At 59.8% G+C, this 13,128-nt stretch carries 11 protein-coding genes; 3 read left to right on the forward strand and 8 right to left on the reverse strand.

Going from position 1 to position 13,128, the window contains the following annotated elements:
- The first annotated feature begins 80 nt into the window (after positions 1–80).
- From GC088_RS15380 to trxA, 3 genes are all read left to right on the forward strand, one after another.
- The gene (locus GC088_RS15380; protein ID WP_323959872.1) at positions 81–1,607 is read left to right on the forward strand and encodes an ABC transporter substrate-binding protein; all 1,527 of its coding nucleotides are present in this window, start codon (positions 81–83) and stop codon (positions 1,605–1,607) included.
- A 123-nt stretch (positions 1,608–1,730) separates the two neighbouring features.
- On the forward strand, positions 1,731–2,765 hold the full coding sequence (gene trxB / locus GC088_RS15385) for a thioredoxin-disulfide reductase (protein WP_323959873.1): 1,035 nt from the start codon (positions 1,731–1,733) through the stop codon (positions 2,763–2,765).
- A gap of 20 nt (positions 2,766–2,785) precedes the next feature.
- The gene (trxA, locus tag GC088_RS15390; RefSeq protein WP_323959874.1) at positions 2,786–3,109 is read left to right on the forward strand and encodes a thioredoxin; all 324 of its coding nucleotides are present in this window, start codon (positions 2,786–2,788) and stop codon (positions 3,107–3,109) included.
- 3,757 nt (positions 3,110–6,866) lie between these two features.
- Here trxA and GC088_RS15395 read toward each other — a convergent pair.
- The 8 genes from GC088_RS15395 to rpmH form a co-directional block, all read right to left on the reverse strand.
- Positions 6,867–8,261: a ParB/RepB/Spo0J family partition protein gene (locus tag GC088_RS15395; protein ID WP_323959875.1), complete on the reverse strand. Its 1,395-nt coding sequence runs from the start codon at positions 8,259–8,261 to the stop codon at positions 6,867–6,869.
- 93 nt (positions 8,262–8,354) lie between these two features.
- Positions 8,355–9,284, reverse strand: a complete 930-nt coding sequence (locus tag GC088_RS15400; RefSeq protein ID WP_416377546.1) for a ParA family protein — start codon at positions 9,282–9,284, stop codon at positions 8,355–8,357.
- A gap of 279 nt (positions 9,285–9,563) precedes the next feature.
- On the reverse strand, positions 9,564–10,202 hold the full coding sequence (gene rsmG / locus GC088_RS15405) for a 16S rRNA (guanine(527)-N(7))-methyltransferase RsmG (protein WP_323959877.1): 639 nt from the start codon (positions 10,200–10,202) through the stop codon (positions 9,564–9,566).
- A 33-nt stretch (positions 10,203–10,235) separates the two neighbouring features.
- Entirely contained in the window at positions 10,236–10,778 is a 543-nt protein-coding gene (locus tag GC088_RS15410; protein ID WP_323959878.1) for a Jag family protein, read from the reverse strand.
- Entirely contained in the window at positions 10,775–11,737 is a 963-nt protein-coding gene (gene yidC, locus GC088_RS15415; protein ID WP_323959879.1) for a membrane protein insertase YidC, read from the reverse strand. The genes GC088_RS15410 and yidC overlap by 4 nt, the downstream gene beginning before the upstream one ends.
- A 14-nt stretch (positions 11,738–11,751) precedes the next feature.
- Entirely contained in the window at positions 11,752–12,105 is a 354-nt protein-coding gene (gene yidD, locus GC088_RS15420; protein ID WP_323959880.1) for a membrane protein insertion efficiency factor YidD, read from the reverse strand.
- Positions 12,102–12,479, reverse strand: a complete 378-nt coding sequence (gene rnpA / locus GC088_RS15425; RefSeq protein ID WP_323959881.1) for a ribonuclease P protein component — start codon at positions 12,477–12,479, stop codon at positions 12,102–12,104. The genes yidD and rnpA overlap by 4 nt, the downstream gene beginning before the upstream one ends.
- 64 nt (positions 12,480–12,543) lie before the next feature.
- Positions 12,544–12,681, reverse strand: a complete 138-nt coding sequence (gene rpmH / locus GC088_RS15430; protein WP_055854070.1) for a 50S ribosomal protein L34 — start codon at positions 12,679–12,681, stop codon at positions 12,544–12,546.
- Positions 12,682–13,128 lie beyond the last annotated feature (447 nt).

The following is a 13,128-nucleotide window of genomic DNA, read 5'->3' on the forward strand; positions in this document are numbered from 1 at the left end:
GGCACTGCAGTGCGGCTGCACTGGAGGCCCGGCTGTGACCGGTAGCATTGGTACAAACTATCCACAGTCGGGAGGAACTCGTGCCAGAAGCAGTAGACGTCGGTTCGGTACTGGGTGGCCGATACAAGGTCACCGCTTATGTACTGGCCTCTGCTGAGAGGGACCTGGTGCTGGACGGCGTCGATCAGGTGCTGAACCGTCCGGTGAGCATCCTGGTGGCGTCGGCGTCGAATGCCGGACAGGTTGCCACGAGTGCCCGGGAGGTTGCCACCGGAGAGCGTCCGGGCAACATCCAGGTCCTGGACCTCGGAATCACGGACTCCGGTACCTACCTCGTGACAAACCGAGCACCGGCCGCGGATCTGCTGGATCTGGTGATCCAGCAGGATGCGCCCTACATCGAGCCCTTCTTCACCGACACGCTCGGCTCCGAGATCTTCGGTGTGGCCCGCTCCACCGAACCGGAAACGTACGAAGACGACGACTACTACGACCACGAGGACGAGCACGAGCGCCGTCCCTCGCGGCTTCCAAAGGCCCGCATGCCGCGCTTTGGACGCGGAGGTGCCACCGCAGCGGGAGCCGCTGGAGCAGCGGGGCTCGCAGGCGGTGCCGCCGCGTCCGGCAACCATACCCAGCCGGGAACCGAACCGCAGCAGATCAGCGGAGCCCGACCCGCAGGAGGAGGCGGCGCGAGCGTACCTCCGCCGCCAAGCGCTCCGCCGCGTTCCACTCCCGCCGCGCCTCGCACTGAGCAGCCCCGTGCGGCTGCCTGGACCGACGAGGACCACGACGGTCACCAGGACAGCGGACCCCACCGTGCTGCTTCCCGCTTCCCTGCCGCTGCAGCGGCGGGCGGGGCATCCGCTGCCGGCACCCAGTACGGCGATGACTCCTATGAGGATTACGACGACGACGATCGCCGCAACAACCCACGCTTCACCCGATTGCTCGTAGGTGTGGTCCTGGCTCTCGTGATTGTCGGCGCCGTCGTTCTCGCCGTCACGCAATTGCGCCCCCTCTTCGGCCCGCCTACCGCCAGCGAAACCACAACCTCCCAGGCAGCCGGAGAAGGCACTGCAGAAGCGAGCGAAGAGCCAGCAGCCGAGGGAAGCTCCTCCGCTGCGGCACCGGAAGAGCTCGTTGACCCGGTTCCGGCCAATGTAATCCGCCTCGTTCCGGACAACCCGGAACTGAACGCACAGACCGACGCCGACCTCGGAACGATCATCGACGGTAATCCCGCGAGTTTCTGGGGCAGCCTCGTCTACGCGAACGAGACGTTCGGTGGGCTGGCACAAAACCTTGCACTGGTGGTGGAGCTCGAGGAGCCTTCCAACATCTCCGAGATTCAGATCGAGCAGCTGAACAGTTCCGGTGGCAGCTTCACGGTACTGCTCAACGATGAGCCGACTCTCGACGGCGCCACCCAAGTAGCGCAGTCAGGCTTCACCGGCCCGTCAGTCACATTCAATGTGCCTCAGGTCGATGGCGCACCTCCGACGGCGCAGTATGTGATCGTGAACTTCACCCAGCTGCCCCGACTCTCAAACGTCCAGGCACAGTACCCCTGGGGCATGCGTATTGCAGAGATCAGCGTCTCCTAGCTTCCCAGCCTGCCCTGTGCCAGTGTGCGGAATAAGCAGGTTGGCGCTGTCGTTGACGCAGAAGACCGCGACCGGACCGAACGGGTTCGATCGCTCTCACCGATAGAAAGGTTCGTCCACCCCGTGAGCACTGAGACAGAAACCGGTCAGTCCGCGTCCAGCGAGATTCGCGATGTCATCATCGTCGGATCAGGACCGGCCGGCTACACCGCAGCGGTATACACCGCCCGGGCGAACCTCAAGCCGCTGCTGATCGCCAGTTCCGTGACTGCTGGTGGAGAGCTGATGAACACCACCGACGTCGAGAACTACCCGGGCTTCCCCGAGGGCGTCATGGGGCCGGACCTCATGGAGAACTTCGAGAAGCAAGCCGCCCGGTTCGGCACCGAGATCCTTTTCGAGGACGTCACCTCCGTAGACCTCGAAGGCGACGTAAAGACCGTCACGATCGGCACCGGCGAAACCTTCCGTGCACGGGCCGTCATCATCTCCACTGGTTCCGCATACCGCGAGCTCGGGCTGGAGGACGAGAAGCGGCTCTCCGGGCACGGCGTCAGCTGGTGTGCAACCTGTGATGGGTTCTTCTTCAAGGATCAGGACATTGCAGTCATCGGAGGCGGAGACTCTGCGATGGAGGAGGCGTTGTTCCTCACCAAGTTCGCGCGCTCTGTCACTGTGGTGCATCGCAGGGACACGCTCCGGGCTTCCCGCATCATGCAGGACCGGGCGTTGGCTCACGAGAAGATTCGGTTCGAGTGGAACGCTCAGGTTGTCGGCATTCACGGTTCCGACAAGGTTACCGGTCTTACTCTTCAGAGCACCGTGGACGGGTCAACTCGGGACCTGGCCGTCACCGGCATCTTCGTTGCGATCGGAAATGATCCCCGCGTTGAACTCGTCAAGGATCAGCTCGAGCTCACTGAAGAGGGAACGATTGCTGTCCTGGGGCGGACGTCCAAGACTTCACTGCCCGGCGTCTTTGCTGCCGGCGATGTGATTGACCCGACCTACCGACAGGCCATTACCGCTTCGGGGTCCGGGTGCGTTGCCGCGATTGACGTTGAGCACTACCTCGCTGACCTTGGGGACGCTGTAGACACTGCGGCCGAAGTACCTACTCCGAAATCAGAGAAAGTCTCCGAGACAGCTGCTGTCTAGGAACAAGAAGGAGCAAAACTATGAGCAATGCCAAGGAAGTTACCGATTCGAGCTTCGAATCTGACGTACTCAACGCTTCGAAACCCGTGATGGTTGATTTCTGGGCTGAGTGGTGTGGTCCGTGCCGCAAGCTGTCCCCGATTCTGGACGATATCGCTGCGGAGCACTCCGAGAAGATTGACGTCGTGAAGCTCAATGTGGACGACAACCCGGCCACTGCTGCGAAGTACGGGATCACTTCAATTCCGGCTGTATACGTCTTCAAGGATGGCGCAGTAGCAGCAACATCGATCGGCGCCAAGCCGAAGGTTGTACTTGAGCAGGAGTTCGCCGAATTCCTCTGAACTGTCTAAGCGACAGGCCGGTCTCCTTTGAGGGACCGGCCTTTTGTTTAATCGCGATGGCTTTCGCTTAACCCGCAACGATCGGACCGGCTACTAGCGAATACACCAGGGTGGTGCAAGTCAGAATATGTACCTCACGACGTTTCACGTGAAACTGCCGGATCAAGGGGACGGCCGAGGAGAGTGCTAGCACGCACACCAGGAGCGGCCCGCTGATAAGGAAAAGTGTCGGGCCCCGATCCTGCCGAACGTCAAGATAGACAAAGTAAATTCCCGCACAAGCACGCGCTTCGGTGACTCTCCCGGCAAGAGGACCGCGATATCTGGTGGGGCGAGGAGGCCATAACAACACAGCCTCTTTCACCCAGGTGGAACCGACGGGGTATGAGGAACTGACTTTCGTGGTCAAAGCTAAGGCTGTTGGCCGTGCGATAGAACGCATACTCACAGCCGTGCCCACTAGTCCCTGATTACAGGCGACACCGTGCCAAGCCCGTTTGACTGCCAAAGCGCAAATATATCGACGCTGCCTCGCAATGGTGCAGCGGCAATGCACTTAACCACGCCGCCTACGTTTCACGTGAAACTCCTCCCGGTACAACAGCTACCGCGTAGCGCTGGCAGTAGTACCCAGACCGGAACAGCGAGAAGGGAAAACTCTCTCGGGGGCGCCCGATGTCGCCCCTTTGACACCGCCGAAGGAACATAGTGCGATCCAGGCTAACTAATACGGCCGCCCGGTTGCACTGTTATCTGCGCCGCAGTAGGAAGCCAGGAGTGCGCACGGAACTGTGACCGCCGGACCGCTCTGAGGTGCCTGCGGAAGGCCAGCATGAGAGGTGTCGCGAAAGCAACCGCCACGGCGCGTAGCGTAGGGTCAAGTGTGAAGCTACTGCGAGGCCGTGCGGTTTCACGTGAAACGCTAACCGGGACGTCAAGACACCTCTACCTCCGACACGAACCCGCGCGGGCGGAATCCTCCATTCGGTGCGCCTAGTACGTCACATCTGATCGCATCCCGCGAGCTGCTGACTCAACTCAAGGCTGTCGCCGGCATGCGGCCCGTATTCGATGTCCCGAGAACATGTCACCCGCTAGCATAGAGGCGGCCGCGACCACATTCGAGTTGGCCTCGAACCTGGTTCCAGGTGAGAGTGGGCGTACCGATCAGTGATCAGCACGTCCGGTACTAGTCCCTGCTTAAGAGGTCGCGAGACTCCGACTGCCATCTTTAGGTTCGATTGGGGCTGATCATCGTGCGACAGGGCGATATGTACGCAGCGGTAGTGCCGCGCCAGCGACGTCGTGAGTAGGCTACCAACATCTCGTGATTAGGTCCTGTAGAAGCCGCAAGCCCTACGACCCTAGCCGAGGAAGAGGCACAACCACTGAAACAACAATGGGGCTCAAGCCCCCACGCCCTCGTGGAGCCCAGCGGGTTCCACGACCACTAGCTAAAGCGAGTTGCCGTTCCACGTGAAACATGCGCTAGGCGACGGTTGGCAGTAGATGCTCTGGCGCCGCACCGGGACGCGAAGGCCACTTCTCGACTGCCCCGCAGGTGTCACCAACATGGCCGAGAGCGAGCCTTCCAAGCGAATGAGTGGTTGCGGACGTACCGTCGAGGTAGCGCACGGGCGATTTTGGGCGTGGGCAGGTGTGGGCCAGGCGGCAGAGCGTTATGTCGCTTCCACCTCGCGCTCTCCACGGCCACGCCCCCTAGCCCTGCCCGCTGGCCCACTCACCGTACTCGAACTCGGTCTTATCGCCTCGCCATCGCGGGCAGACCGCCACGATCGCCCTTCTGGACGCGAATCTGATCCACCAACTAGCCGTACCGGTTCTGCCACGTCCTCATCATCAGTAGTGCACTGGCCTGGGCTGTTTAACGGGATGCCCGGCCACCTCAGGTACAGCCACGCATCACCCGTATACGTAATGTTCAGGCAGCCTGTGGCTCCAATAGGCGCGGTGCCAGCCGTAGAACTCCTGCCTTTTCACGTGAAACGGCGGGTTAAGTCCCACTCCGGTGCGGGTTCTATACGGTGCCCTGATCAGTTGTCGCGCCATTGGGATCCGCAGTTCAGCCCAAAGCTGACATTGAACCGCCTGGACGCTCAGCAGGGGAACGTAGCAGCCTAGCTTCTCGATCGGCATCCGACCTGCAGCGCGACGGACTGGAACACGCCCGATCTGCCCGATTCCGGTTACCTCCCTAGTCAATCGAGGCAGGCCCACTCTTTCACCCCCTGAGTCCGCCTTTGAAGGGCCGTTGGGGATAGTGCCGGCCGCACTGTGCTTTGGGTTTCACCTCGTCCTGTCGCTAGCAGCAATTCCTCTATCCGGTAGTGAGAATCGAAATGCCTGGGCGTTTGGCGCTAAGCTGTCCATACCGAGGGAGGCAGAAGACGCGCCGGAGAACCTAGGTTTGCCGAGGACCAAACACTGCCTTGAAGTCAGAGCCCCAGTCCGTCCACCCAGAAGCACAAGTGTGTCAAGGGAGTACGAGCACCACACAAGTGGTCACCCTGTTTCACGTGAAACGATGGCCCTTGCGACACCAGCCGGGGACGCCGCGGGTTGGGTACACCCGGAAGTGCAGTTGCGGTTGATGACGCTACCGAAGGCAGAGTCGACGTCGAGAGTAGTCTTCAGATCGAGCCCAGACGGACGTATAAGAACTGCTTGGAGGTTCAACGCTGTCCTGATCCGTGTGTGCGGCATTCTGCGCGGTTGGCGGCACGAGCGGTCGCTCATCGCCACAATCCCATGGGTTAGACCAACCAACCAACTTCTTGTGCACAGACCTTTGTAATGATCCTGTTCGACGTGAAACGGCACGCCTAATCAGCGAACTACAGCACAGCGACGGGTTTAACGCACATCCACCCATCATTGATTCATCTAGACAACGTAGACGAGCTGAACGCTAACTCCTCGCTCCTTCGCGCCGGCAGCAACCTGGCCTTCCTTTGAGATGGTCGAATAGAGACATTGAGGAGCACCTCAGACACTCATACCAAGCATCCGACGGCAGGCCTACCGTAATACCCGAGCACGCGGCCGGTCGCTCATTATGGACCTCCTCCTGCTAGGCTTGCACACGCGCGACTGTGCGAGGGGCTGTTTCACGTGAAACAGCCCTCTTGGCAACACAACTCTGTACTACGACAGTACGAATGCCCACAAAATCGGGTTCGCAACGTCAACATTAGCTACCTCAGTACTGAATTCCGACTCGTTGGCGTCGGCAGCAACCTTCACCATAATTTCGAAAAGTTCACATGATGAAGACGCTGCCAGACGGTCTAAGCCCTAGTGTCAGCATCCAGACATGTTGGCGGGGCGAGGCGGGCCTTCCCTCATCGCTCACCTGGACCAACTTGGGCGTGCACACCGATATGCCGCATGAGGATCCGCGCTGTTTCAAGTGAAACAGCCCTCTTCCGCAGCGCAACGAAGGACTGAGACCGCATCGAAGCCCTCATGTTCCGCCCGGATCGCCAGCACAGACGACTCCGACGCTGACAAGCCGCTTCTTCGCACCGACAGCATCCTTTCACCATGTTTTCAACAATGGTCGCAGGGACGCGTTCCAGATAGTCCAAGCCCTACGTGCCTAGCACCCGAACTTATTGACGGGGCGAGGCGAGCAGTCGCGCCATCGCTCACTCGCACCGACCAGAGAGTGCACTCCCCAGATTAGGAAGGGCGCTGTTTCACGTGAAACAGCGCCCTTCCGCTACAGCACTGAAGACTACGACGGGTTGAGTACGCCCATGATACGGTTCAAATCGTCAACACTGGCGAACTCGATGCTGACCCGACCCTTCTTAGCGCCGAGAGTAATCTTCACATTCGTATCCAGACGGTCGGATAGAGATGTCGCCAGGTAGTCCAAACGCTCATGCCTTGCACCCGCGCGTGGCGCGTTCTGCTTCGCGGGGCGACGCAGTCCGTCGCTCATCGCTACAATCTCCTCCGTTGACCTAACCGAGAGACCCTCAGCGACAATCCGCTGGGCCAACTTCTCCATTTCTGCAGGGTCAGACAAGCCGAGGAGAGCACGGGCGTGCCCAGCACTCAGCACGCCTGCAGCAAGACGCCTTTGCACCAGCGGAGGAAGCTTCATCAAACGAAGCGTGTTGGAAATCTGTGGCCTAGAGCGACCGATCCGGCTTGCTAACTCCTCTTGTGAGCATCCAAAGTCATCCAAGAGCTGTTGGTAGGCGGCTGCCTCCTCCAAGGGGTTCAGCTGGCTCCGATGGAGGTTCTCCAGCAGGGCGTCCCTAAGGAGATCGTCATCCGTAGTGTCCCGGATGATCGCGGGCACCGTTTCCAGTCCCGCTTCTTTGGTTGCACGCCACCGCCGCTCACCCATCACCAGCTCATACGCCTGCTCACCACCCTCAGCTGAGCGACGCACGACGATTGGCTGAAGTACCCCAATTTCGCGGATCGAATGCACCAGTTCGGCCATCTCGTCCTCGTCGAACACCGAGCGGGGCTGCTTGCGGTTCGGGTGAATAGATAGAACAGGGAGTTCGGCGAACCTGGCACCCGGTACTTCCTTCAGCGTTTCACGTGAAACCTCGGCACCAGAATCCGGGAGGTCTCCGGAATCAGCGAGAGCGCGCTTCTCCTCGTCTACTTGCTCTTCGTCGGATTCTTCCCGAATCGCAGGAAGAGCGATTTCGTCATCCTTGGTCGGGGCGACGCTAGCCACGGACTCATTTGCGGGCGCTTCCAGGGCCTCAGTACGCTCGGCTTCCGTAGCCCCGCGCTCTTTGACCGAGGCCTTCAACTGAGGTTTCTCGGGAGCCTCCTCCGGGGCGGGAGCCGGCTTGGCTTTCCTCGGAGCCTCGGAGGTTGCTTTACGCGGCGAGCCCGCCCTGCCACCAGAGCGCTTGGCAGGTGCAGTCAGTGCATCCTTATTGATCGCGGACTTGCTGGGCGCCGCTCCATTCAGACCGTCTACATCAGCTTGGCCCTGCCGTGCGCCGTTTCCGTTCCCTGAGGGAAAGAACAGGTCAACCGGGCGTCCCCGCTCGTTCGCGCGTCCAGTACCCGAGTCAGCCTTCCGCTCTTCCTCGACACCGCTCGGTATTAGTGCTCCAAGGCCACGACCCAGCCCTCTACGCTTTTCAGGCATACAACGGTTCCTCTCGACCGAGAGCAGACAAACTGCGCAAATTGATATCGCGTCAATTCTACTGGCGGCTCGATGAAGTGCCGTGTAGGCGCTCTACGAACGTTCCGCGAGTTCCGCAGCTGCTTCTAGATACGAAAGTGCCCCACTGGAGGACGGATCGTAGGTGAGAACCGTTTGCTGGTAGCTTGGGGCTTCGGATATCCGCACGGACCGGGGAACCACTGCCTTGAGCACCTGATGCGGGAAGTGTTCCCTCACCTCAGCCGCGACCTGGGCAGCCAGGTTGGTCCTGCCGTCATACATGGTGAGCAATATGGTTGATACAACTAGATCGGCATTCAGGTGCTTCTGAATCATCTCGATGTTCTTCAGCAACTGGCTCAGTCCCTCAAGGGCGTAGTACTCGCACTGGATGGGAATCAGTACTTCACGGGCTGCCACGAACGCATTCACAGTGAGCAATCCGAGACTAGGTGGGCAGTCAATGAAGATGTAATCCAGACGCTCTTCGCCCTTCTCCGCCCTCTCGCGTGCATAGAGCTCGATAGCCCTGCGAAGCCTTTGCTCGCGAGCTACAAGGGAGACCAGCTCAATCTCCGCACCAGCCAAGTGAATTGTGGCCGGCGCACAGATAAGTTTTGGAATGTCCGGGCATTGTGCGACGACGCTAGCCAATGGCTGGTCGTCGATCAGGACGTCGTAGATGCTGTCCACGTCTGCGTGGTGCTCAATACCCAAGGCAGTCGACGCATTTCCCTGGGGATCAATATCAATGACCAGCACATTCAGACCGGCTGAAGCCAGAGCAGCGGCCAGATTCACCGTGGTTGTTGTTTTACCTACGCCACCCTTTTGATTACTCACGGTCAGGATGCGGGTGTCTGCAGGGCGTCGTAGCTTCCGCCCAAGCAGCTTTTCCCGTCGACGCGTCTCGGAGGCGAGTTCACGCGCTAGCGGCGTGCTGTCATCCATAACATCGATGACGTTCTTCGGTTCTCCGTTGCTTTTCATCGCCGACTCCACCCCAGCCTTAGCAGACCCTACCACCGCCGACGTTTCACGTGAAACAATCCCGGTGTTGATCGGGTTTGAAAACACCTTAGGTTGAATATCCGCAATAGTGATTGCCAGAGACGAGCCAATGCTCGTGCTCGGCAGCTCGCGCCGTGTGGCTGAATCTTTCGTCACAAGCGTCTCGCTCACTTTCAGGGTGCGGAAAGGGTTCACTCTAGGTTAGCTGTTACGCCGTGCATACCCGACGAGACACCACGCAGTGTCTGGAATCTCCCCTCAACCACCCCGTCACCGGCTGACAACAATACGGACCACCGTTGTCGGTTCCTCCAAAAGGCTGCTGCCGACCGCTTCGATTCTGGTGTCCACGCCGCCAAGCCGGCGGATAACCTTTGCCGCCTTCGCAACCTCCTCCGCCGCGCTCCGCCCCTTGATGGCAAGAACTTCACCGGAGCCCTGAAGGAGCGGGATGGTCAGGGTTGCCAGACCAGTAAGGGCGGACACGGCCCTGGCCGTCACAACATTCACGTCGAACTTTCCGACAGCCTGCTCTGCGCGCCCACGGAAAATATCGACATTGGTCAGACCGAGGTCTTGCGTCACTTCGTGCAACCAGGCAACGCGGCGCTCGAGGGGCTCAATCAGCACAAGCTGTGCATCCGGGCGAGCGATCGCAAGGGCAACCCCCGGCAAACCGGCACCGCTTCCAACGTCTGCTATACGTGCGTCGGAGGGAACCAGCTCTCCGATAACGGCGCAGTTGAGAACGTGCCTTTCCCACAAACGCGGAACCTCACGAGGGCCAAGCAACCCCCGCTCGATGCCCGAAGTCGCCAGATGCGATACGAAACGTTCAGCCAGTGATAGGCGTTCTCCGAAGATGGTTCGAGCTGCCTGAAGCTCTTTTGTCCCTATTTCAACCGACATCGGGATCCCTCCTTGAAAGAGAAGAACGACGTCTCAGGAACTCGCCGAGACGACGATATGGCGGCGCGAGCCTTCACCCTCCGACTCACTTACCAGCCCGAGATCCGCGATGATGTCGTGCACAATCTTGCGCTCATAGGCAGACATCGGAGCGAGAGCGATGTCCTCCCCGGTTTCCTTCACCTTCCCGGCCGCACGCTCGGCAATCTCGCGAAGCTCCCGCGTGCGCGTTTCGCGGAAACCGTCGATGTCCAGGACCAGGCGTGAACGGGTACCTGTGGACGTCAGGACAGATAGGCGGGCCAACTCCTGCAGAGCCTCGAGAACCTCGCCGTCACGTCCGACCAGTGACTGAAGACCCTGGGCATCACTGTCTTCAGAGACGATCGAGATGTAGGTGCGGCCGCCGCGTACCTCAATATCGATATCTCCGTCGATGTCCGCTATGTCTAGGAGTTCCTCGAGGTAGTCAGCGGCCACATCGCCCTCGTCCTCAACAGACGCAGCACTATCGTGATCGACCGCATCCTCGTTCACGGCCTCGATGGTCTCTTCCTGGATGTTGTCAGTGCTCATTTGCGTTTCCTGTTCTTGCGCTGAGGCTGTACTCGTTGACCCTTGGGCTGCGCGACGGCTTCCACCGCCGGCTCAGGCTTCTTCTCGCCAAGCAGGGGAACCATCGGCAGGCCCTTCTTCGCACGACGCTCGGCCAGGGCCTTGGCTGCGGGGGATCCAGGAGTGGGCATACGCCGGATGACGTAGAACTGCTGCACCATGGTCCAAAGGTTGGTGGTGGTCCAGTAGATCAGTACACCGATCGGGAAGTTGATGCCGCCGACGCCGAAGACCAACGGCAGGATGTAAAGCATGAGCTTCTGCTGGCGCATGAAGGGGCTCTGCATTGCCTCTTCAGACATGTTCTTCGCCATGATCTGCTTCTGCGTGATGAACTGCGACGCAGTCATCGCGAGGATCATGATGATTGAGAGGATGGCGACCGAGGTATGGCCCGGCGTACCCCATCCATGCAGCAACGAGGAAGACAGTGGAGCGCCGAAGATTTCCGCGGCATCGAACTGCCGAACGTCCTCAACAGTCAGCGCACCGATACCTTCGCCGTTATCGCTAGCTGTGGAGACTCCATTCAGCACCGTAAACAGAGCGAAGAAGAACGGCATCTGGATGAGGATGGGCAGGCATGCTGCGAAGGGATTGGTCCCGTGCTTCTTATACAGTGCCATCTGCTCCTGCGTCATTGCCTGACGCGAGAGCTGGTCCGTCTTGCCCTTGTACTTTTGCTGCAGCTTGCGCAGATCGGGCTGAAGCGCCTGCATTCCGCGCTGTGCCTTGATTTGCTTGACGAAAACCGGAATCAACGCAGCTCGGATGACCACGACCAGGCCGACGATGGACAGGGTCCACGTCCACCCGGATGCTGCGTCCATTCCGAGGAAGGTGAACCCCTCGTGGAACGCCCACATGATCCAGGACACCAGCCACCGGAAGGGCAGGAGAATCGTTTCGAAGAAGTCCATAGTCTTATTGCTCCTCAGGCCGCGGGGCGGCTTTCCTCATCTGCGGGAATCACCGGGTGATTCAGCACTACAATTCGCGGCTCTTCGCCCGGCGCAAAGTGTCGCCCACCTGCAGGGACATGGTCGACACCGCCGTCGTTCCACGGATGGCAGCGACACAGCCGTTTTCCAGCAAGCCATGAGCCTTTCAAGGCACCGTGAACGGTTACCGCCTCCAGGGCATACGCCGAGCAGGAGGGGAAGAATCGGCATACCTGCCCATACAGCGGCGAGACCACCAACCGGTAAGTCTTCAGAAGAGCGATCAGCATGTTGCGGGGAATCGACGCGAGCCGCGACAGGTTCGACGGCGGATGAACCGTTGTCATGTGCCGTCTCCTGTTCTGCCGCTACTGTTCTTGATCGACCGCTTGGCGCTGGATGCGAGGCATCGTTCGAAGTCGGAACTGAGTTCCGGCCAGCCGGCGGAAGCCGAAGAAGGCAGGGCCCGGACAACGACATCAAGACCGAGGGGCCTACGAACCAGAGCTGCTGCCGCCGCTTCTCTCAGTCTCCTCTTAACGAGGTTCCGGGTAACGGCGTTCCCCACATTCTTCGACACTATGAAGCCGAACCTGGATGGGTTCTCGGTTCCTGTTCCGACCGCATATAACACCAAGTTCCGGCACCCTGATCGGGCACCGGAACGGACGGTGTGTGAAAAATCTTTGGCCGTCCGAACTCGGTGGGCGGTAGACAGCACCTGGAGCTCCGGGACGGTCAGGGCATCACGAAAGTCATGACGCCGGCGGACGGATTAACTGCTGCTAAGCCGAGAGCTCGGTGCGTCCCTTGCTGCGGCGCGCGGAGAGGATTGCGCGGCCTGCGCGGGTGCGCATGCGAAGGCGGAAGCCGTGCTTCTTGGCACGACGGCGGTTATTCGGCTGAAAGGTCCGCTTGCTCACTGTTGATACTCCAGAACGTTCTTGGCATGCGCTTCCGTTGCTACAAGGGGGAAGAACGGAACGGCGCAATGAAGTTGTACATCCGCCCTGCGCACCTACTCGTACTGTCCAGCCTATGGCTGACGGTGTGAAGGCATGCGAAATGCAGACATAAAGGACTACCTAACGTTAGGGCACTGAAAGCAGGGCGGTCAAACCGGCTCTGAAGCACCCTGTGCAGGAAATGGGGATATCTCTGTGGACAACCTGTGAGGATCATCGGTAGGACTGTGGAGTCAGGCTATCGCGAACGTGAGCTGATCCACAGCGCCTGCGCCAGCTATCGCCTGCATTCTTCATCGTCTACTGTTGCCGGGTGGCGCATTTATCCACGGGTTGTGCATAACTCTGTGGATTAGTTGCCTTCCTGGACCAGAGAGTCCGTCAAAACTTCAGTTGAGGACATTA

It is taken from the genome of Arthrobacter sp. JZ12 (assembly GCF_035189165.1).
In the GTDB taxonomy this organism is placed as follows: domain Bacteria; phylum Actinomycetota; class Actinomycetes; order Actinomycetales; family Micrococcaceae; genus Arthrobacter_D.